Here is a 20,276-nt window from a genome sequence, read left to right on the forward strand (position 1 = left end):
CCTTAAGCACGGGACGCGGCGCACCCTGCGGGAGTTTTTTGCGTTTCCTTATCCGATAGGATCAGTAATATTTATACTTGAGCTCGTCGACGGCTTTGTGGAGCATTTCGTTCTTTTTTGTGATTCTTTCGTCGCCGACGGCGCCCAGATACATGCCGAGGAAGCAGTAGCCGCCGCCCGGCGTCAGCTTGTCGAACTGGCCTTTTGTATACCCGTAAATCTCCTCGTATGTAACATTGTCGGACAGGAGATTGTCGCGGGCATCCCAGCCGCCGGCGATGACCAGCCTGTTGCCGTATTTTTTCTTGATGCCGGCGAGGTCGTTGCAGGTCTGCGCCGGGTCCCACATGGTAACGCCGATTTTTACCAGGTCGTCCAGGAAGCACTCGCACTTGCCGCAGTTGTGCATGGAGATGGGCAGGCCCCTGTCGCGGCCGATTTTGGCCTGGCGGTCATAGAGCGGGATAAGAAACTCGCGGTACATCTCGGGCGATATGAAGGGGTTGGCCCACGCCGCCGTGTCGTCCATCATCGTCCAGACATCGGGCTTGCAGTAGTCGGCATACTCTGCGGCGACCTGGCAGTAAAAGTCGCACAGGTACTCGAACAGCGCCTTGACCTCGTCCGGCTCCTCAAACATCGCGCACAGGCCGTTCGAGAAGCCCATAAACGACATCAGCGTCTGAAAATAGCCCATATGCAGATTCATGCCGACAGCCGTCACGGCCCGGTTCAGCTTCCGCCCTTCAAAATCCTCTCTGCACATCTTTTCCCAATCCACGCCGGAGAGGTCGGGGGCCTTGATCACGTCGCGCCATTTGGTGATATCGTCCAGAATAAAGTCTGAGGTTTTCGGGATGAGCGCGTTGCCGGTGGATTCCGTGGGGACATATTCCACGCCCCAGATATCCTTGCCGCCGCCGCGCACGCGGTGCTCGCTGATGATTCTAGGTTCCACCAGCATGTCGGACGGCGGGCCGTCCACCACGCCGATCATCCCCATCGTGTACGTCGGCACATAGTCAGGAACTTCCCCGCGCAGGCATTTCAGATAATTTTCTTTTGCAGATAACATATCATAGCCCCCCTCAAGTTTAATTTACTTATTGTTATCATACCAAGCCCAGAGCAAAATGCAATCGGCCGCTGGTATTATTTTCAATGACTTTTAAAACCCGCAGGGCAGGATGCGCCCGGCCGTCGAAGCACGGCCGTTCCTGACTGTATTATAAGCGCCGCGGCGCCGCGCCGTAAACGACAATCTTCGCATCACCTTATACATTTTGCACATCACGCATGACATACATATGCCGAAAGCCGCCGGCAATAGAATAAACGGCCCAAGGCCGCCAGGCGATGCCTGACGGCCTTGGGCTTAAGCTCGGGCCATCTTCGGTCCAGGCTATCTGTTATCGATTTTCTCCGGGTACATGTCGTGCATGAGGAGCCTTTTCCGCGCGGTGCCGAGCCAGACGGTACCGGCCTTGCCGTAATTGCAGTAGGGATCGATGGAGATGCCGCCCCGGGGGAGGAATTTGCCCCGGACCTCGATATACTTCGGGTCCAGGAGCCCGATCAGGTCCTTCATGACGATATTCATGCAGTCCTCGTGGAAGTCCCCGTGATTCCTGAAGCTGAACAGGTACAGCTTCAGCGACTTGCTCTCCACCAGATACCGGTCCGGGACATAGGAGATATAAACCGCGGCAAAATCCGGCTGGCCCGTAATGGGGCACAGGCTTGTGAATTCCGGACAGTTGAGCTTGACGAAGTAGTCGTTGTCCGGATGCTTGTTTTCAAAGCGCTCCAGGAGCCCCGGGTCGTAGTCGAACACGTATTGGACGTTTTTGCCGCCCAAATTTTTAAGGCCCTCGTTTTCTCTCGTCATAACGCGCCTCCTATATTCTTGACAGCGGTTTTTCCAGGTACTTCACGATAAAAAATCCGATAACGGCCGGCATGATCTGTCCGATACCCACGCTGATAACCAGCACCCCGTACGGGACCTGCAGCAGCGGGGACAGCCAGACCGGCACCAAAAGCGTGGGGATCACCAGAATCGGGAGGGACGATACATAAACGCTGAGCTTTTTCATGAAAAAGCAGCCGGCCGCCGTCAGCGCGCCGGCAATAAAGCCGCCGACGATATCGAACGGCCCCAGCCCGCCGAACAGGGCGTTGCTCAAAAGATTGGCCAGCCCCAGCGGGACGATCAGATAAGGGTGGATGGCGGCCAGCGCGTAAAGGCCTGTGGCCACGCGCATCTGATAGGCCCCGAAAGCGAAGCTCTGTGTCAGGTACATGGCGACGATGTAGACGGCCATAACGATCCCGGATGCGGCCAGTGTTTTCGCGGTGACGGGCATATAGCGGTTTGGGGTGCGCAGCTTTTCTTTCATATCATGTCTCCTTGAAATAAAAGAGCAGTCCGGCCCAAAATGCCCGCAAAAAATAAAAAATGGCACTAAGGCGCCATTTCTGTATCCCTAGTTTTGTTTATAGACAGGATGGTTTTCGAACTGTCTTTATTTGATTGTTCTTTTATTGTACCACATGTCCCCCGCCGGGGCAAGGACAAATCACAGGATGGAGCGCCGGTTAAGTTTTTACAAATTGCCCATACTAACGCTGAAATCCAATCATAAGGAGCGATGACGATGGACCCTCAACGCGCGCGTGAAATCGCCGCCTCGCCGGTCATGGCGAACGTCACCCACAACGGTGTGCCGATCTATATTGAAAGCATCCTGCAGGACGACGTCACAGCCTTTGTGCACCCGCTCAACGCGCCGGGCAACCGGCAGCGCGTCAGCATTTCCAACCTGATCAAGCAGTAACAATACTTCCCCGCCGCCTCATAGGCTCCCTTTATTGCGGCACGGCATAGCGTTGACTTCTTACGCGCAGCAGCGGCCCCAGACGCACCGGCAAAGATGGCGCGGTGTTTGGGTGCCATGTCCATCGGGGAAGCCGCGGCTGCGCAAACGCCATAGTTTACCGCACACCGTAGGGCGGGACGACCTCGGCCCGCCGTCGATCCGGCCGCCTTCGGCGGCCCGTTCCCCGTAGTGCGCCGCGGTGGGACGCCGAGGACGGCGTCCCCTACGAAGGATGATTAGCGCAAACCGGTATCGCAGAGACTGACAACTCCGCGGCCCGCCATCCCTGCGGACCGGCGGCGGGCCAGGTCGTCACAGCTACGACGGCGCGCTCGGCACAGATCGGCACCTGCGGCGCGGAACAGGGGGCGGACGGCCATTGGCCGTCCCTACGGCATATATTGTCGTTTTTCGTAGGGGCGAACTGTGTTCGCCCGCTCTTGCCGGCGCGGCAAAGCACGGGGGACCGACGGGGCGATGTGGACATCGCCCCACGAATACTCGGGCCAGCCGGCGAATTATAGTCGCCCCCGGCGAATTTTTCGCCGCCGTACCGTTGTATCAGCGCTGTCGCCTCCGCACCGGCACGCTCAGTATAACATACTGAGCGTGCTTTTTCCGTTATAAGAAAGCCGTCTTCCCACCCGCATACTCATTCGACATAAAACGCCAAACGCCCCCAATTGGCGTTTTTAAAAATATAAATATAGCACAAATCGAGATTTTCAAAAACCCATTATCCAGCAACCGCAGCGCTTTGACCGATTTTCAAGCCTCAAATGCTTAATACTTTCGTAACATATCAAGGAAAATACAGCATCCCTCCGGCCCCTCTTCAAAGCTTTACAAGGCATTTTTAATCAAAATCAGCCCCAAAACATCTAATAGAAGCCCCTTTTCATCCAATACAAGCCTGTTTTCCTGTCGAATCCCTCGTAGGGGGCGATGCCCACATCGCCCCGTCGGTCCTTATCCACAGGTCACCGTCGCGCCAACAGGAGTAGGCGAACACAGTTCGCCCCTACGAAGACAATCCAGCCGCCGGCAACCCATTCTTCCATGCCGTCCCCGTTGTAGGGGGCGCCGCCCTTGCCGTCCCCTCGCACCGCACCCCGGGGACCGGGCCGCGCGCGTATCCCCGTTTTCCCCGGCTCCCTCAGACGAGGGAGCTGTCGCCCGCAGGCGACTGAAGGAGGAAACTCCTCCCGGCGCCGTACCGCACAAAAAGGCGGGCATGGAACCCCGCCTCTACAGATACCCTCATGGTTTCACGAATCGCCCGCCGTCCTCGTCCTCGTCTCCGTCCGCGTCGCCCCAAGGCTCCTTTTTGAAAAGAGCTGTCGGCGAAGCCAACTGAGGATTGCTCCCGTGCCGCGCGGCACCGCAGCCCCATGCCGCGCCAACAAGAACGGCGGGAGCAAGCCCCCACCCCACCAGTCGTCAGCGTCTCTTGTGGACGCGGCTGGCCTTATCGACAGCGCCCGCTCTACGCACAGGCCTCGCGGGCCTCTATCTTATTTAAAAAATACCGGTGCACCCGCAGATTGTCGGTGAGCTCCGGGTGAAACGACGTCACCAGGACGCTGCCGCACTCGGCGGCGACGATGTGCCCGTCCACGACGGCGCGGACGGCGACGCCGGCGCCAGCGGCCTCGATGTAGGGCGCGCGGATAAAGGTCATGGGAATCTCACCGATACCGTCGAACCGTGCCGTTGCGGCAAAGCTGCCCAGCTGGCGGCCATAGGCGTTCCGCCGCACGGACACGTCGATGGCGCCGAAATACACGGCCGGCTCATCCACGATTTTTTTCGCCAGCAGGATCATCCCGGCGCACGTGCCGTAGACAGGCAGGCCGGCATCCAGCAGGTCCCTGAGGGGCGCAAAAAGCCCCGTTTCATTCAGGAGCCGGCCGATGACCGTGCTCTCGCCGCCGGGCAGGATGAGGCCGTCCAGGCCGGCGCGAAGGTCGTCCTTTTTCCGAAGCTCCGTGACCGAAGCGCCCAGCTTTTCAAGGGCGGCGATATGCTCGGCAAAGCCGCCCTGCAGGGCCAGAACCCCGATGTTCATACGCCCCGCTCCGCCATCAGGAGCTTGATCTCCTGCTCGTTGATGCCCACCATCGCCTCGCCCAAATCCTCCGACAGCGCGGCCAGGATGGCCGGATCGTTATAGTTCGTCACGGCCTGGACGATGGCCCGCGCTCTTTTTGCCGGGTCGCCCGACTTGAAGATGCCGGAGCCGACAAAAACGCCCTCCGCCCCCAGCTGCATCATCAGCGCCGCGTCCGCCGGGGTAGCCACGCCGCCGGCGGCAAAATTGACCACTGGGAGGCGGCCGTTTTGATGGACGCTGCGGACAAGCTCATAGGGTACCTGGAGCTCCTTGGCGGCATCGAAAAGCTCATCCTCCCGCATGCTTTGAAGCCGCCTGATCTGCTGGTTCATAAGGCGCATATGGCGGACGGCCTGGACAATGTCGCCGGTGCCGGGCTCTCCCTTGGTGCGGATCATCGCGGCGCCCTCGGCGATGCGGCGCAGCGCCTCGCCCAGGTCCCTGGCGCCGCAGACAAAGGGGACGTCAAACTTCGTCTTGTCGATGTGAAACGTATCGTCGGCGGGCGAAAGCACCTCGCTCTCGTCGATATAGTCGATCTCGATGGCCTGCAGAATCTGGGCCTCCACAATATGCCCGATCCGCACCTTGGCCATGACCGGGATGGAGACGGCTTCCTGAATGCCCTTGACCATCTTCGGGTCGCTCATGCGCGAGACGCCGCCGGCGGCCCGGATATCGGCCGGGATGCGCTCCAGCGCCATGACGGCGCAGGCGCCGGCCTCCTCGGCGATCTTCGCCTGCGCCGGCGTCGTCACGTCCATGATGACGCCGCCCTTCAGCATCTGCGCCAGATTTTTGTTCAGCTCGTACCTGTCGTTCATAATCTCAACCCCGTCATTGATATTTTCAAGCGTTTGTTTTATTATAAAAGCAAACTGGGCAGGCTGAAAGTATCAGTTTATGATTATTTCATAGTATCAGATCGGAGCTTTTAAATGAACGAAATTACCTTGCGCCTCAGTAAGGCGTCGGCCGCGCCGCTTTTTGAGCAGCTTTACGCATACATAAAAAAAGAGATCAAAAGCGGCAGCTTCTCTAAAAATGAAAAGCTGCCGTCCAAACGGCAGCTGGCCGCGGCGCTGGGCTGCAGCCAGAACACCGTCCAGGCGGCATATAATCAGCTGGTGGCCGAGGGGTATCTTGTATCCAGAGCCAAAAGCGGCTACTATGTGGCACCGCTGGACGGCATACTGAGCCTTGGCGCGGCGCGGAAAACACCGGCCGCGCAGGATACCGAGACGGTGCGGTATCTCTATGATTTTTCCCATCAGGGCGTCGATTTCGAGTCCTTCCCGTTCGCGGCGTGGCGCAAGCTCACCAAAGAGGTCATCAACGAATATGACAGGGATCTTTTGAAAACAGGGGACCCCAAGGGGTATCCGCCGCTCCGGGCCGGCATTGCCCGGTACCTGCATCATTCCCGCGGTGTTTCCTGCACGCCGGAGCAGATCATCATCAGCTCCGGGACGGAGTTTCTGCTCCAGCTGCTCATCCAGCTCTTCGGCGGGGGCGACGTCTACGCCATCGAAAACCCGGGGTATGAAAAGCTGTCCATGATCTTCAAAAGCAACCGGGCCTCTTACCGCTCCGTCCCTCTCGACGCTCACGGCCTGCGCCCCGGCGCACTGAGCGAAAGCGGGGCGAACATCGTCTGTGTCACGCCCTCCCATCAGTTTCCCACGGGGCGCATCATGCCCGTCAGCCGGCGGATACAGCTCCTCAACTGGGCGGGCGAAAAGCCAGACCGGTATATCGTGGAGGACGACTACGACAGCGAATTCCGCTATTCCGGCAGGCCGATCCCGTCCTTGCAGGGGCTGGACCAGGGCGGAAAGGTCATTTATCTCGGTGCCTTGTCAAAATCCATGTCGCCGGCGCTGCGGGTCAGCTACATGGTGCTGCCGGAGCCGCTGCTGGCGGCCTATGAGGAAAAGCTGAATTTTTACATCTGCCCCGTCCCGACGATCGAGCAGAAGGTGCTGCAGCGGTTTATCGATGAGGGGCATTTTGAACGCCACCTGAACAGGATGCGCAACCTTTACCGGTTAAAGCGCGAAGCTCTGGTGGCCGCCATACGGGAAATGCTGCCCGGTGCCGAGCTGGACGGGGCCCCCGCCGGTCTGCACCTCACCCTGCGCATGCCGGGCGGGGCGGACGAGGCCGCGCTTGTACAAAAGGCAAAAGCCCGGCAGGTCAGGATCTACGGCCTTTCCCGGTATTACTCCGAAAGGCCGGAGGCCGGGTATCCGAACGATCTGCTGCTGGGCTTTGCCACATTGAGCATCGACGAGATTCCGAAGGCGGTCGACCTGCTCCGGAAAGCGTGGGAAAATCCCTGAGCGCGGTTATTCCGGCATCCGCAGGATCGCCTTGATCACCTTGCCCTTGTGGGTATCCTCAAACGCCCGGGAGATATCCTCAAAGTCGTAGTAGGTGATGAGCCTGTCGAAGGGGAACATGCCCTTTTTGTAATACTCCAAAAGCTGCGGGATGAATATCTGGGGGACGCTGCAGCCCTCCACGATGCCCACGAGCTTCTTTCCCGCGCCCATCAGCTCGTTTTCCACATGGATGGTGAGCTCCTGGGTGGCGCCCAGGACGACGCAGGTCCCCAGGCTGCGGACGCAGTTCAAGGACTGGCGGACGCAGGCGCCGATGCCCGTGCAGTCGATGGCGTAATTCGTCCCGATTCGGGTCAGCTTTTTTACCTCGTTGACAACGCTGTCGACATTTTTGCTGTTGATGGTATGCGTCGCGCCCAATTCCCTCGCCATCTCGAGGCGGGAATCAACCACGTCGCAGGCAATGATGGTGGTGCAGCCGGCGATCTTCGCGGCCATGACGGCGCTCAGGCCCACCGGGCCGCAGCCGGTGATGATAACGGCGCTGGCGGGGTCGGGCTTTAAATAATTCAGGACCGCGCCGGCGCCTGTCTGGATGCCGCAGCCCAGGGGGCCGACGAGCTCCAGCTCCACGCCATCCGGCACGCGGATGAGGTTGTGCACATGGACGACGGCATGGGTGGCGAAAGCGGCCTGGCCGAAGAAGGAGGAAACCTCTTTATCCTCCGTGCGCAGCCGCTTCGTCCCGTCAAACTGCAGGCCGAAAAAGTTGAGGCGGCGGTTTTCCTCGCAGCCGTATGTATGCCCCGTGCGGCAGGCCTCGCAAACACCGCAGTAACCGTAGGAAAAGCCCACGCGGTCGCCTTTCTTGAACTCCGTCACGCCGGGGCCCACGTCCTCGACGACGCCGCAGCCCTCGTGGCCGAAGACGGCCGGCAGCGGCACGGGAATGATCTGCTGGCGGGCCACCTCGTCGGTATGGCAGACGCCGCAGGCCGCCACCTTGACAAGCACCTCGCCCGCTTTCGGCGCGTCGAGCTCCAGCTCTCTGATCTCAAATGGCTGTCCCTTTTCAAAAACAACCGCCGCTTTGATTTTCATGCTGTTCCTCCTTTGAATTCGGCCATCGGACATTCATCCCTCCGGCATTGTGATGCTTGTATTCAGCATATTATGATTGCCCGAGTTTTTCAAGTGCGACTTGCCCCCGGGTCTCTCCTTGTCTTTTAAGGCATACCAGGCGCAAAAATCCTTATGGCGGGATCGCCGATATTTGCGCGCCGCCTCTTGTGACGTCTTCAGGATTGTATTACATTGGAGACAAATAATGTTTTTCCAGAGAAAGGAGATTCATCGGATGGAAAATTTGCAGGGCAAGGTCGCCTTTATTACGGGGGGCGCCAGCGGTATCGGCCTCGGCATCGCCAAGGCGTGCGCCAAACACGGCATGAAGGTCGTCGTCGCCGACGCGCGCCAGGAGGCGCTGGACGAGGCGCTCAAGTGGTTTAAAGAAAATAATTACCCGGCCCGCACCATAAAGCTGGACGTCACCGACAGGCCGGCTTACGAGCGGGCCGCCGACGAAGCGGAAGCGGCTTTCGGGAAAATCCACGTGCTGATCAACAACGCCGGCGTGGCCGCCGGCAGCGGCCCGATGCAGGAGGCCTCCTTTAAGGACTGGGACTTCATCGTCGGCGTCAATATCACCGGCGTGTTCAACGGCATCAAGATCATCCTGCCCCGCATTTTAAAGCACGGCGAGGGCGGCCACGTGGTCAGCACCGCGTCAAAGGGCGGCCTCATCACCGTGGGCATGTCGGGCCTTTACTGCACGACGAAATACGCCGTGGCCGGCATGATGGAGACGCTGGCCACAGACCTGCAGGGGACCAACGTGGGCGCCTCCGCCTTCTGCCCCGGCCCCGTCACGTCCAACCTGGGCTTCTCCTCCGCCCAGGTCCGGCCGGCCGGTCTGAAAAACGACAGTGAAAAGCTGCCGCCGCCACCACCGCCGGGCAGCGGCCCCATGCCGGACTGGTCCAAGATCTTTATGAGCCCCGAGGAGGTCGGCGAGCGCGTCGTCCGCGGCATCCGGCGGGGCGACCTGTTCATCCTGACGCATCCCGAGTTCAGGGAGGGCCTCATCGCCCGCAACGAGGCTATTCTGCGCGCCGTACCCGACGAGCCCCTCAACGTGGAACGCAAAAATGTTCTCAAAACCTTCGGCTCTTTGATCTACAACCCGGTCTACGATACCCAGACCCAGGTCGGTCCCCCCGACTGGGAATAAACATCCGGCGCGCCTGTCGATTATCGATTCCCCGGCCCGGGCGAGAGGAAGTTGATGCGCTGATTCATGAGCAGCGAGACGATGGAGTTGATGGTATTGTAGGATTTGGCACCATAGATATCGATGCGCTGCAACAGCGCCATCGCGCCGAGCAGGACGTTCATGCCCTTGGACACGGCGATGCTCTGCCCGATGCAGCGGTACGCTTTATTTGACAGCGTGAGCAGGTCCGGCAGCCTGTCCATGTCCCGCTCAAAGATGACGCAGTCGGACTGGAGCTTGACCTTGTCGCAGGCGGCGTCCACAAAGCTGACGCTGACGTCGGCGGCCCGCATGGCCTCCCGGTCGTTGACGCCGTCGCCCACCATCATGACGGCGCCGGTCTCACGGAGCCGGCGGACAATGTCCGCCTTCTCCCCGGCGGCGCAAGCGCTGAAAACAGCGTCGATGCCCAGCGCCCCTGCGGCGATTTTCGCTCGTTGTTCGGTATCGCCCGTGACCAGTGTCACCTCCACGCCGAGGCGCTTCAGCTTTTGGATGAGCGCCGGCGCGCTGTCCCTGAGCGCCTCCTTCAGCGCGAAGATAGCCGCCAAGCGGCCGTCCACGGCCATAAAGACCGGCGTATAATCCGCCGCCAGGCGCTCATAAAGGCTCTCCCCCTCGGAGATATCAACGGCGCTGGCCAGCATGAGCTGCCTGTTGCCAATCAGCACGTCCAGGCCGTTATACCGGGCGCGGATGCCCCGGGAGGGAATCAGGCACGATTCGGTGACGCCGCCGTCGTCCGGCGCGCCGGCGGCCTCCCGGAGCGCCGAGGCGGCGGGATGGTAGTGCCCGGCCTCACAGGCGGCGCAGATGCTTAAAAGCGCCGCGCCGGAATAGCGCCTGTCGTAAACGGCGGTCTCACAGAGCGTCATTTTTGGGCGCGTCAGCGTGCCGGTCTTATCGAAAACGACGTGCCGTATCCCGGCGAGCTTCTCGATGATATACGGATTTCTGAGGTAAAGGTGATTTTTGTTCAGCAGGGCGGCGTAGTTTTTAATGCCTGTGCCGAAGGCGGCGTTGGCCGACGAGGGGCTCAGCGTCATCATCATGCCCAAAGCGCCCGAAAAGGACCGGGTGGTCAGAGCATTCAGCAGCGACAGCCCCAGGGCCGGCGCCGTGAGACGGTATGAATAGGCCTTGGTGTTCCGGTACGCGGCCACGTCCTCCTCTTTGATATCGGGCGCAGGCGGCTGCTTCTGTGCCTGGGTCACGCGCACGGCGAGCTTTCCGTCCAGCACCGCCATGCCCTCATGGACCTCCTGTCCCGGCGTGCAGCGCCGGACCATGGGATGGCCGGCGTAATACAGCCCGTCCACCTGGGCCGCCCCCTGGGCGACGACGCCCCGGGCGGGCACAAGCTCCCCCTTGCCGACCTCGATAACATCGCCGATATCCAGTCGGTCCGCCGGGATAAAGCCCTTTCCGTCCGGCGTTATCCTGACGGCCAGGCCGAAGGTCTTGTTCAGGTTTTGGCCCAGGATGCGGAAGCAGTCCGCGTCCGCGGAGAATTTGACGTAATCGCTCAGCTCCTTGAGCCAGAGGAGAAAAACGCCCTTTGCGCTGCCCCGGGTAAAGGTAAAAAACTGCGACGCGGCCCAGAGGAGCTTGTCGGGGTCCGCCGGCAGCGGCCGCGCCAGCGCCCTGTACGCGTTTTTGAGCAGCGGATAGCCGCCCGTCACAGTGACGACGGACGCGGCCTGCAGCAGCCGGAGGCCGCCGCTGAAGGGGGCCTTCCCAAAAAGCGCCTGCTTGGTCCGGAGCGCGATGTAAAAAAGGCCATAGAAAAACAGCTTCCGCCGCGCCCCGTCCCGGCGGTTCTCGGCGGTCAGCATATGCCCGAAGACGTCCAGCCAGTCCCGGTCCTTTTCGGCGCCGATTTCAATAGCGGCGTCGATTTTTTGCAGCAGCAGGTCCGCCGTTGTTTTTTTCTCGTCGTAGACGACGAGGACCGTGGCTGTTCTGGAGTTTGCGTTGCAGCAGGTCACGCCGAACAGGCCGTCGCAGTATACATTGATATACTGCGACAGCCTTTTATCGTATAACCGGTTGTGTTTTGCCCTGAATCTGCCGGGCAGCTGGTGGAGCACGAGCAACAAAATCGCCTCGGTCAATTAAACTTCAAGCGCGCCGGCGTCACAGAAATATGGCTTTTGTCAGGTTCCGCCGGATATACCGCGCCAGCTGCCGGTTCCCCGTCCTGTCGGCCTCCGACTGAAAATGCGTTCCGATCCTTTTGCAGCAGGAGACCCAGAGATCGATATATTCCTTTTCGTTGTTCGATTCCTCACGGATCTCGTTCAGGCTGAGTTCTATCGCCTCTTTGACAGCCGCTTCCGCGCGGTCCAGCGCGTCGGCCACCGGCTTTGCTACCGCCATACAATAACTCCTTATTTCATCTCCGGCCGGCTAAGCGTCCGATTTGCTGCCCTGCTTTCGTATCTTGTTGTTGTAGCTGGCCTCGGCGACAATGTCCTCCAGCCCTTCTCTGGCGCAGGCCAGCTTTTCCGCCGAGAATTCGCCAAGCAGCATCGCGGCGCTCACCGTCCCGACGGCCAGCTTCCGCACGGATTTCTTCAGTGCGGCCGAAAAGAGTCCGCTGTTTTTATGCAGCATATTTTCCACAGCCATCTTCTGGTGCTCCTCGGAGATCACCTGCAGCTGTTTCATCATTTCCTCAACGCTTTGGCTGATTTTCTCCATATTGCCGCAGATGGCGTCCACATTGCTCTGCAGCGCCGACTGGCCGGCATTCAGGCTTTTGACGTCGTTCAAAACGGCATGATATTCATGATGCAGGGTTTTGACGTCGTCCTGCACTTTTTTATATTGGTTATCTGACACCTGGTCTTCCATCAACAGGCACTCCTATCGTGAAACGTTATTAGGTATTTATGAGCAGATCGCGCCTGATTTATGCGTTTGACGGCGCGGGCGCCGCCGGAGAATAAATGATTTTCCCCCATGGAATAATCACTTTATACCTATTATTCCGGGAGCGCATTATGCAAAACGCCATCAGCAAAATACAGACGCCGGAGCTTTCTCTGACGTATCGAAGAATCAGGATTTTTCATCGGGCGATACACCATAACGAGGAAAACGCCCAGGCCCTGGCGCGCCATGTGCTGGCGGCCAAGGGCGTCGTCTCGGCCGCCGCCAGCGCCCTGACCGGGAAAATCCTCATCGTGTACGACGCGGCCGTCACCGATGATTATCAGCTCGGCAGCCTTCTTTATTTATTCGGCCGGAACGGCGCCGGGCAAAGCCTGTCCAACGTCATCAGCCTGGACGAGGCGCGCCGCCGGCAGGGGCTGCCGGCCGCCGCCGCTGAGACACCGCCCGCCGGCGCGGCCGCGCGCGGGGCCGCGCCGTACCACGCCATGCCCAAGTGGGAGCTGACGCGGCTTTTGAACACGAACGCGGAGCGCGGCCTCAGCGAAAAGCAGGCACAGGAGCTGCAGAAAAGCTGCGGGCTGAACGTCCTGTCCGAAAAGAAACGGAAATCGCTGATTGCCAAGCTTTTCGGCAATCTTTTCAGTTTTTCCAACAGGCTGCTTCTTGGGGTGGGCGTCGTCTCGCTGCTCGCGGGCCAGATACCGGACGCGCTGGCGATCTTTGGCATCGTGGCCATGCAGACGGTGCTCAGCACCGTCCAGAGCCACAAGGCGGAAAATTCCATCACTCTGCTGAAGGGCTTTATGGTCAACAAGTCGCGGGTCATCCGGGAGGGACGGGAGCGCGTTATCGCATCGAAATACCTTGTCCCGGGCGACGTCATCGTCGTGGAGGCCGGCGACAAGGTCCCCGCCGACGCCCGGATCGTCGACTGTACCGAGCTGCGGACCTCGGAAGCCTCCCTGACCGGCGAGGCTGCCGCCGTCGAAAAAAATATGAAGCCCTGCCGGGAGGACACGGATGTCGGCAGCCGGCACAATATGCTGTATATGGGCTCCGACATCCTGTGCGGCAGGGCAAGGGCCGTCGTCACCGCCACGGGCATGGATACGGAGATAGGCAAGATCGCCCTGATGCTCCAGAACATCCGCGAGGGCGTGCCGCCGATCCAGAAAAAGATCGGCAAGCTGACAAAAACGATCACCCTCGCCGCGGGCGGCCTGAGTCTTCTCTTCGCCGGCGCCGGACTTCTGGCCGGAAAGCCGCTGGGGGAGGTCCTCGTTTTGTCCATCTGCTTTTCCATCGGCGCGATACCGGAGAGCCTGCCGGCCGTCGTCAGCGCGTCCATGGCCAGGAGCGTGCGGCGGATGGCGGGGCGCAACGCCATCGTCCGGTCGCTGCCGGCGGTGGAGACGCTCGGCGCCACGGACGTCATCTGCTGCGACAAGACCGGCACTCTGACCATGAACGAAATGACGGTCCGGCGCATCTGGGCCGACAATTCGTTTTACACCGTCACCGGGAGCGGCTACAGCCCGTCGGGCGAAATCACCCTGGACTGTGGGAGCGGCGCGGCCTCTCCGGCGCTGGAGCGGCTCCTCCTGGCCGGCGTCCTCTGCAACAACGCCTGCCTCACAAAAGCCGACGGGAAGTGGGCCGTGCAGGGAGACCCCACGGAGGGCGCGCTGCTGGCGGCGGCCGGAAAGTATGGTATGGACACGGCCGATATCGAGTCGCGCTGCCGCCGGATACGGGAGGTCCCTTTCGACAGCGCCAGGCAGTGCATGATCGCCCACACCTCCGCCGACGATGGAGAGACCGCCTACTGCAAGGGCGCCTACAACAAGGTCGCGGAAAAGTGCGCCTATATCCTCCGGGACGGCGCGGCGCGGCCGTTTACGGCGCCGGAGAAGGCGGCCGTGCAGAAAATCTGCGACGATATGGGAAACGACGCCCTGCGGGTGCTGGCCTTTTCCTGCAAAAAAATGGACGGGACCCATCGGGGCCTGGACGGGGATTTTGTCTTTCTGGGCATCGTGGGCATGTCGGACCCCGCCCGGCCCGCTGCCGGAGAATCCGTGGCGCGGTGCCGGAAGGCCGGCGTCAACGTGGTGATGATCACCGGGGACAATAAAAATACCGCTGCGGAGATCGCGCGGCAGGTGGGACTTTTAACGGACGGCCTGATCGTCACCGGCGCGGAGCTGGACCGGATGACGGACGGGGAGCTGGCCGCCCAAGTGGACAGCGTCCAGGTCTTTGCCCGGACCTGCCCCGAGCAGAAGCACCGGATCGTCCGGGCCCTGAAAAAGGCCGGCCATACCGTTGCTATGGTGGGCGACGGCGTCAACGACGCGCCGGCCATGAAGGAGGCGGACATCGGCATCGCCATGGGCAAAAGCGGCAGCGACGTGGCCAAGGACGTGGCGGGCATCACCCTTGTGGACGACGATATCCTCACCATTGTCGACGCCATACAGGAGGGGCGCTCGGTGACCGAGAACATCAAAAACTCCATGCGCTATCTCCTGACGGGTGCCCTGGGCGAGGTGGCTGCCATCGGGCTGTGCGCCCTGGGCTTCGGCGTCCTGCCGCTGTTGTCCATCCAGATACTCTGGACAAACGTCATCGCCGAGACCATCCTGGGCTCCGCCGTGGCCGTGGAGCCGCCCTGCCCCGGCGTTATGGACCGACCGCCCTACGGCCGGGACGACGCCCTCGTGGACAGGCCGACGATGATAGAGATTTTGAAAAAGGGGCTGCTCATCGGCCTTGCCACCTTCGGCGTATTCTCCGGCGCGATGCTCGGCGGCCTCGGCCTCAAAACAGCCAGAACGGCCGCGTTCGCCGCGCTCATCCTCTCGCAGATGCTCAGCGCCTACCGCAGCCGGCTGAACAAGGACCGCCCCGCGGGTGCTTATATGAAGGTTGCTCTCGCCGCTTCGGCGGCGATGCTGGCGGGTATCCTGTATCTTCCGCCGCTGAGCTCCTTTTTCGGCACCGTACCCTTAAGCGCGGCGGATGCCGGCTCTGTGCTCCTGGCGGGCGGCATCGGCGGACTGTAAAGCGGCAAAAAAGCAGGCGCCTGAGACGCGGCGTCTGCTTTTTGCGGTACTTTATTGCACCGGACGATATTTTCACATATAATAGCAGCGGCTTTACAAATACGGATATATTGGGGAGTTCAGTTGTGGAAAACGGCGTCAGAGCGTTATTCAGCAAAAAAGAATTGGGCCGGACCTCGGGGGCGCTCTTCGGCACCCTCATCTATGCGGCCGGCATCAACCTGTTTATCGTCCCGGTCGGCGTTTACAGCGGCGGTATCATGGGCATCTGCCAGATCATCCGCACGATTTTGATCCGGTTTTTTCACGTGGATTTCGGCGCATACGATTTCGCCGGCATCATCTATTATATTATAAATATCCCGTTGTTCTTCCTCGCCTTCAGGACGATGGGCAAGCTGTTTTTCGTCAAAACAATGATCTGCACGGTGGCGGTGACGTTCTTCCTCACCGCGATCCCCATCCCGGCACACCTGCTTGTCAAGGACGATATTCTGACCAACTGCCTGATCGGAGGCATCGTCTCCGGCGTGGGGAGCGGCCTGACGCTGATCATGGGCGGGTCCGGCGGCGGCATGGACATCATCGGCCTTTATTACGTCATGCGCCGGAAGCGCTCCGGTGTGGGCCAGGTTTCGCTGGCCGTCAACGTCGTGCTCTACGCCGTCTGCTTCGCGCTTTTCGATATCACGACGGCGGTCTATTCCATCATCGTCGCGGTCGCCGACTCCATCGCCATCGACAGGCTGCACACCCAGAACATCAACGTCGAGGTCATGATCATTTCCAAAAAAGACATGCGGCAATTCCAGTCGGACTTCATGAGCCAGCTGGGGCGCGGCCTCACCAAATGGAACATCACCGGCGCCTATACGAACGAAAACTCCGAGATCTTTTATATCATCCTGTCGAAGTACGAGGTCGCCCAGCTGAGGCATCTCGTCCGCAAATACGATTCGGAGGCCTTTATCGTCGTCAACGAGGGCGTCCGGGTGGACGGGAATTACCTGAAGAAGCTGTAAGCTCAAAGCTTTCAGTAATTGGGATAAATATACCCGTCCACCTTTTCCGCCGGCGTTATTTTTGTCACGGTGATCTGGATATCGTCGATCGTCTGGCCGTCGTAAGTGATCTGTGCTTTATGCAGCGTCCCTTCGACGGTGACCCAGCTGTCCTCTTCCAGCGTTGAGGCCTTGTCATACTGGCACAGCAGCCCGCAGGGCGACAGGTCCGCCACGCAGCACGACATCATCAGGCGCGCGGGCACAAATTCGTTTGCTTTCATCTGATTCGGGTCTTTGAAGACAAAGCCTTTGATCGAAATCTGGTATCCCGCGTATTGATCCATATTATCGTAGAACTCATACATCCACGCGCCAAAATCATCGTCCGACACGGTGATTTTTTTGTTTTTGACGTCCAGCCCGGCCAAACCGGCCGTTGCTTCGTCCTGCAGGGGCGCCTGCGCGGCGGCGGGCGCGTTGTCCTGCGGCGGCACGGCCGGCGTATCAGACGGCGCGGCGTCGGCAGACGCGGCGGGCGTGGTGATATTGATTTCCGGGACGTCGCTGCCGGCGGCCGGCAGATCGACGGACGGCGAGACTGCCGGCGGGCTCGGCGAAAGCGCCGGCGTTTTGGCGGATACGCCGGCGGATTTTCCGGCGAAAGCGTTGGCGCTCACGTAGCCGGCGGACAAGTCGGCGGTGCCGAGCGCCGTATGGGGCAGCAGCAGGAGAATAATGGGCACCGCCAGAACAAGGCAATGGGCCGCTCGGATTCTGTGCTGGCGCCGCCCCAGCCGGAAGCACCCGGCCACGGTCCAGACGAGCATCACGGCGCTCGTAAAATAAAAATACGGCACCATTTTGGGCGTCACGTACATCTGATACCTGCCGGAAAGCAGCAGGTACAGCATCAGTACCGCAAACACCAGGGAGCACGACAGCTCCAGAAAAACCTGCGGATTCAGCATCCTTTTAACAGTACGCATATCAGCCTCCTACGGCAAAACGGCCAAAAAGGTATACGACGATATAGCATGTCACAAAAGCGGCGGCAAATAAGGCCGCGACAAATTTCTTTGAAAAGCTGCCGGACAGCATGATGACATTTTTAACGTCGATCATCGGGCCGAAGACCAAAAAGCCCATCACGGCGCCCATCGGAAAGCTCGAGGCGAAGCTGCGGGCGATCACGGCGTCGGAAGACGAGCACAGGGACAGCAAAAATGCCGTCACCATCATCAGCAGCAGCGCCAGATCAAATCCGATCCCGCTCTGGAAGGACACAGACCTTATACCGGTCTGGAAAAGCGCGGCGACAAGGGCGCCGAGCATCAGGTATTTGCCCACGTTGAAAAATTCCGCCTGCGAATGCCGGATGAAAAGCCCCAGCTTGTCCCCGAGCGTCATCTCCGCCGACACGCCCTCATAGCAGCCGCAGCTGCACATCAGCCCGTCGACGCCCGGCAGCATATCGGCGCGCGCCGGCTTTTTTGAAAACCACAGGCCGATCAGCACGGCCGCGATAACGCCGAGCCCGGCGCGCGCGGCGACAATGCGGAGATTGCCGCTGAAGGCGTAGTAGGTAGACAGCATCACGACGGGGTTGACCACGGGCGTCACCGTCATAAAGGTCACGGCCGGCGCTAACGGCACGCCCTTTCTGACCATGCTCCGGAATATGGGGATGGACGCGCAGTCGCAGACCGGGAGGCAAAAGCCCAGCAGCACAGCCGTCAGCATACCCCCCACGGGGTTTTTGGGGAACCGGCGCTCTATGTATTCCTGCGGCACAAAAACCTGGATGATCGACGAGATCATCACGCCGATGAGCAGAAACGGCACGGCCTGGAGCATGATCCCCAGGTAGATGTTGATGACCGTGTTGACCGGCGTCTGCGAAAGATCGACGAACCGGGCCGCCAGGAGATACATCCCCACGAACAGTAATAAGCCCACGGAGAACGCGTTGACGGGGCGGCTCTTTTTGCGGTATATCTCGCTATAAATACTCTCTGCCTGCCGGATGCGCAGCAGCTTCACGCCGGGATTCAAATTGCGCAGCAGCCTTTTGACGCGCGCATAATCCTTGCCGGACCGCAGGCCTCTGGCCACCGCGAAGTCGCACCCGGCGATCTGCTCGGGCAGCGCCCCGCCGGTTTTCCCCAGCAGGCTCTCCAGCGTCTCCGCGTCGAGCATGTGGATGATTTTTTCCAGCCGGCATAACCGGTACAGCGCCGGATGCCGGAAAATATCCTGCAGCAGCGCCAGCGGCGTGACACCGTTCCACTCTACCCAGACCTCCCGGGGGGCGCTGCTGTTCAGGCGGGCCTCAATCTGTTCGGCTACCTGCTCAGGGTCCCGGTCCAGGGTCCTTTTGGGGATCACCATGACGTCGCAGCCTTTCCGGCCGGTGAATTCCTCCTCGCCCGCTTCAAACTGAATGACGAGCAACGGCACGCCCCGATACTGCCTGCCGTTCAGCAATCTGTTTAAAAGCGTCGTCTTTCCGGAATCGAGAAAGCCGGAGATCACGTAAACGGGAATCTGCAAGAGCTCACTCTCCATCAAAAAGCCGGGCCAGTTCCTGCCTGTTCAGATTCTTTCCGATCATGCTCAGCATGTCTCCGGGCGCATCGCATTTGGTGATTTTCAAGTCTCCCGGGACATACTGCAGGTCTATGTAGCCGTCCAAGCCGGAGATGATGCCCTTGGCGCGCAGGACGGTGCCGGGCAAACGGCCCAGCGCGTCGATACGGGAGCGCAGCTCCTCGGCGGTAAAGCGCCGGCTTGTCCGGATCGTCACCGTGTCAAAAATCTCCGCGGCCGCATGCTGGTGCCCGCAGCCCTCATGATGCTCATGATGCTCGTGATGCTCGCGATGCTCGTGATGGTCATGATGGTCATGGACCGGACTTCCGGACGCGCTGTATGCCGAGCGCGCAAGCCGCGGGTTTAAAATTTCGTCGGCGGTGAGCTGATCCCAGGCCTTTGATAAAACGACGGCCCCGTTTTTGATCTCCTTGACTAGGCGGCACGCCTCAACGATCTTATCGGGATATTTCTCCGTCCGGCTGAGCAGGACAACGTCGGCGTTCTGAATCTGGTTTTCAAAAAATTCGCCGAAGTTTTCATAATATACGCCGCAGCGCTTGACGTCCACGATCGTGACTTTTGTCTTGATGGCGGCGGCCTGTTGAATCCGCGGGTCCGCGCAGGCCCGTATGACGTCGGAAAGCTTGCCCACGCCCGACGGCTCGATAATGATTTTGTCGGGCCGGTACCGTTCCAGGACCTCCAGCAGGGATTTGACGAAATCCCCGGAGAGGCTGCAGCAGATGCAGCCCGAATTCAGTTCCCTGACCTCCACGCCGCCGGACTTGAGCAGGGCGGCGTCCACGCTGATCTCACCGAAGTCATTTTCGATCAGCACGGTTTTATCCTTGTGAAAAGCCTCTTTTAGCAGCTTTTGGATCAGCGTTGTTTTGCCGGCGCCCAAAAAGCCGGAAATCACGTATATTTCTGACGGCATAGCAGTTCCTCCAGATAATCGGCAAATATCATTGGTGCAAATGAAATACATTTGCATTTTTCGTTTATTATAATACTTATGTCCGAGCTTTTCAATTGAGACTTTCTCAGA

General features: G+C 59.9%; 17 protein-coding genes. 5 read left to right on the forward strand and 12 right to left on the reverse strand.

Translation table 11 applies throughout. The features are described from left to right. Window positions 1-61: 61 nt before the first annotated feature. The 3 genes from BUB60_RS04005 to BUB60_RS04015 form a co-directional block, all read right to left on the reverse strand. Window positions 62-1,075 carry a uroporphyrinogen decarboxylase family protein gene (locus BUB60_RS04005; RefSeq protein ID WP_073076374.1) on the reverse strand — a complete coding sequence of 338 codons (1,014 nt, stop codon included), beginning with the start codon at window positions 1,073-1,075 and terminating at the stop codon, window positions 62-64. Between the two features lie 327 nt (window positions 1,076-1,402). After that, window positions 1,403-1,888: a preQ(1) synthase gene (gene queF / locus BUB60_RS04010; protein WP_073076375.1), complete on the reverse strand. Its 486-nt coding sequence runs from the start codon at window positions 1,886-1,888 to the stop codon at window positions 1,403-1,405. Window positions 1,889-1,898: 10 nt separating this feature from the next. Then, entirely contained in the window at window positions 1,899-2,399 is a 501-nt protein-coding gene (locus BUB60_RS04015) for a QueT transporter family protein (protein ID WP_084726231.1), read from the reverse strand. A 258-nt stretch (window positions 2,400-2,657) separates the two neighbouring features. On the opposite strand from BUB60_RS04015, the gene BUB60_RS04020 reads away from it, so the two are divergent. Further along, window positions 2,658-2,837, forward strand: a complete 180-nt coding sequence (locus BUB60_RS04020) for an H-type small acid-soluble spore protein (RefSeq protein WP_073076376.1) — start codon at window positions 2,658-2,660, stop codon at window positions 2,835-2,837. Between the two features lie 1,528 nt (window positions 2,838-4,365). On the opposite strand, the gene pdxT is transcribed toward BUB60_RS04020, so the two are convergent. Together pdxT and pdxS are read right to left on the reverse strand one after the other, a co-directional pair. After that, window positions 4,366-4,947 carry a pyridoxal 5'-phosphate synthase glutaminase subunit PdxT gene (pdxT, locus tag BUB60_RS04025; RefSeq protein WP_073076377.1) on the reverse strand — a complete coding sequence of 194 codons (582 nt, stop codon included), beginning with the start codon at window positions 4,945-4,947 and terminating at the stop codon, window positions 4,366-4,368. Continuing rightward, window positions 4,944-5,816 carry a pyridoxal 5'-phosphate synthase lyase subunit PdxS gene (pdxS, locus tag BUB60_RS04030; protein ID WP_073076378.1) on the reverse strand — a complete coding sequence of 291 codons (873 nt, stop codon included), beginning with the start codon at window positions 5,814-5,816 and terminating at the stop codon, window positions 4,944-4,946. The genes pdxT and pdxS overlap by 4 nt, the downstream gene beginning before the upstream one ends. A 114-nt stretch (window positions 5,817-5,930) precedes the next feature. On the opposite strand from pdxS, the gene pdxR reads away from it, so the two are divergent. Further along, a complete protein-coding gene (pdxR, locus tag BUB60_RS04035; RefSeq protein ID WP_073076379.1) occupies window positions 5,931-7,334 on the forward strand; it encodes a MocR-like pyridoxine biosynthesis transcription factor PdxR in 1,404 nt (467 codons plus the stop codon). 6 nt (window positions 7,335-7,340) lie between these two features. On the opposite strand, the gene BUB60_RS04040 is transcribed toward pdxR, so the two are convergent. Then, complete coding sequence (locus BUB60_RS04040; protein ID WP_073076380.1) at window positions 7,341-8,438, reverse strand: NAD(P)-dependent alcohol dehydrogenase; 1,098 nt, start codon at window positions 8,436-8,438, stop codon at window positions 7,341-7,343. Between the two features lie 256 nt (window positions 8,439-8,694). Here BUB60_RS04040 and BUB60_RS04045 point away from each other — a divergent pair, with 256 nt between their 5' ends. Next, entirely contained in the window at window positions 8,695-9,627 is a 933-nt protein-coding gene (locus tag BUB60_RS04045) for an SDR family NAD(P)-dependent oxidoreductase (RefSeq protein ID WP_073076592.1), read from the forward strand. A gap of 20 nt (window positions 9,628-9,647) precedes the next feature. Here the strand turns inward: BUB60_RS04045 and BUB60_RS04050 are convergent, their stop codons facing one another. Genes BUB60_RS04050 through BUB60_RS04060 form a run of 3 tightly spaced genes read right to left on the reverse strand, consistent with a single transcriptional unit; the run spans window position 9,648 to window position 12,525 of the window. After that, window positions 9,648-11,759 (reverse strand): heavy metal translocating P-type ATPase, encoded by a 2,112-nt coding sequence (locus BUB60_RS04050; RefSeq protein ID WP_242941157.1) that lies wholly within the window; start codon window positions 11,757-11,759, stop codon window positions 9,648-9,650. Window positions 11,760-11,805: 46 nt separating this feature from the next. Beyond that, on the reverse strand, window positions 11,806-12,048 hold the full coding sequence (locus tag BUB60_RS04055; RefSeq protein ID WP_073076382.1) for a hypothetical protein: 243 nt from the start codon (window positions 12,046-12,048) through the stop codon (window positions 11,806-11,808). Window positions 12,049-12,078: 30 nt separating this feature from the next. Next, window positions 12,079-12,525: a hypothetical protein gene (locus BUB60_RS04060; protein WP_073076383.1), complete on the reverse strand. Its 447-nt coding sequence runs from the start codon at window positions 12,523-12,525 to the stop codon at window positions 12,079-12,081. A gap of 149 nt (window positions 12,526-12,674) precedes the next feature. Here BUB60_RS04060 and BUB60_RS04065 point away from each other — a divergent pair, with 149 nt between their 5' ends. Both BUB60_RS04065 and BUB60_RS04070 read left to right on the forward strand, forming a co-directional pair. Continuing rightward, window positions 12,675-15,632 (forward strand): cation-translocating P-type ATPase, encoded by a 2,958-nt coding sequence (locus BUB60_RS04065; RefSeq protein WP_073076384.1) that lies wholly within the window; start codon window positions 12,675-12,677, stop codon window positions 15,630-15,632. 125 nt (window positions 15,633-15,757) lie between these two features. Next, a complete protein-coding gene (locus BUB60_RS04070) occupies window positions 15,758-16,654 on the forward strand; it encodes a YitT family protein (RefSeq protein ID WP_242941148.1) in 897 nt (298 codons plus the stop codon). An 11-nt stretch (window positions 16,655-16,665) separates the two neighbouring features. Here the strand turns inward: BUB60_RS04070 and BUB60_RS04075 are convergent, their stop codons facing one another. From BUB60_RS04075 to BUB60_RS04085, 3 genes are read right to left on the reverse strand one after another with little or no spacing between them, the layout of a single operon-like run. Further along, window positions 16,666-17,622 (reverse strand): TIGR03943 family putative permease subunit, encoded by a 957-nt coding sequence (locus BUB60_RS04075; RefSeq protein ID WP_073076385.1) that lies wholly within the window; start codon window positions 17,620-17,622, stop codon window positions 16,666-16,668. 1 nt (window position 17,623) lies between these two features. After that, complete coding sequence (locus BUB60_RS04080) at window positions 17,624-19,186, reverse strand: permease (RefSeq protein ID WP_073076386.1); 1,563 nt, start codon at window positions 19,184-19,186, stop codon at window positions 17,624-17,626. A gap of 4 nt (window positions 19,187-19,190) precedes the next feature. After that, window positions 19,191-20,165 carry a CobW family GTP-binding protein gene (locus BUB60_RS04085; protein ID WP_073076387.1) on the reverse strand — a complete coding sequence of 325 codons (975 nt, stop codon included), beginning with the start codon at window positions 20,163-20,165 and terminating at the stop codon, window positions 19,191-19,193. Window positions 20,166-20,276: the final 111 nt, after the last annotated feature.

It is taken from the genome of Sporobacter termitidis DSM 10068, assembly GCF_900130065.1.
GTDB lineage: Bacteria > Bacillota > Clostridia > Oscillospirales > Oscillospiraceae > Sporobacter > Sporobacter termitidis.

Excerpts from the sequence above, each read along its gene's own strand:
- queF (WP_073076375.1), bottom strand. The coding sequence starts at position 1,888 with ATGACGAGAGAAAACGAGGGCCTTAAAAATTTGGGCGGCAAAAACGTC.
- pdxR (WP_073076379.1), top strand. The coding sequence starts at position 5,931 with ATGAACGAAATTACCTTGCGCCTCAGTAAGGCGTCGGCCGCGCCGCTT.
- pdxS (WP_073076378.1), bottom strand. The coding sequence starts at position 5,816 with ATGAACGACAGGTACGAGCTGAACAAAAATCTGGCGCAGATGCTGAAG.
- BUB60_RS04065 (WP_073076384.1), top strand. The coding sequence starts at position 12,675 with ATGCAAAACGCCATCAGCAAAATACAGACGCCGGAGCTTTCTCTGACG.
- BUB60_RS04045 (WP_073076592.1), top strand. The coding sequence starts at position 8,695 with ATGGAAAATTTGCAGGGCAAGGTCGCCTTTATTACGGGGGGCGCCAGC.
- BUB60_RS04085 (WP_073076387.1), bottom strand. The coding sequence starts at position 20,165 with ATGCCGTCAGAAATATACGTGATTTCCGGCTTTTTGGGCGCCGGCAAA.
- BUB60_RS04060 (WP_073076383.1), bottom strand. The coding sequence starts at position 12,525 with ATGGAAGACCAGGTGTCAGATAACCAATATAAAAAAGTGCAGGACGAC.
- BUB60_RS04005 (WP_073076374.1), bottom strand. The coding sequence starts at position 1,075 with ATGTTATCTGCAAAAGAAAATTATCTGAAATGCCTGCGCGGGGAAGTT.
- BUB60_RS04020 (WP_073076376.1), top strand. The coding sequence starts at position 2,658 with ATGGACCCTCAACGCGCGCGTGAAATCGCCGCCTCGCCGGTCATGGCG.
- pdxT (WP_073076377.1), bottom strand. The coding sequence starts at position 4,947 with ATGAACATCGGGGTTCTGGCCCTGCAGGGCGGCTTTGCCGAGCATATC.
- BUB60_RS04015 (WP_084726231.1), bottom strand. The coding sequence starts at position 2,399 with ATGAAAGAAAAGCTGCGCACCCCAAACCGCTATATGCCCGTCACCGCG.
- BUB60_RS04075 (WP_073076385.1), bottom strand. The coding sequence starts at position 17,622 with ATGCGTACTGTTAAAAGGATGCTGAATCCGCAGGTTTTTCTGGAGCTG.
- BUB60_RS04040 (WP_073076380.1), bottom strand. The coding sequence starts at position 8,438 with ATGAAAATCAAAGCGGCGGTTGTTTTTGAAAAGGGACAGCCATTTGAG.
- BUB60_RS04055 (WP_073076382.1), bottom strand. The coding sequence starts at position 12,048 with ATGGCGGTAGCAAAGCCGGTGGCCGACGCGCTGGACCGCGCGGAAGCG.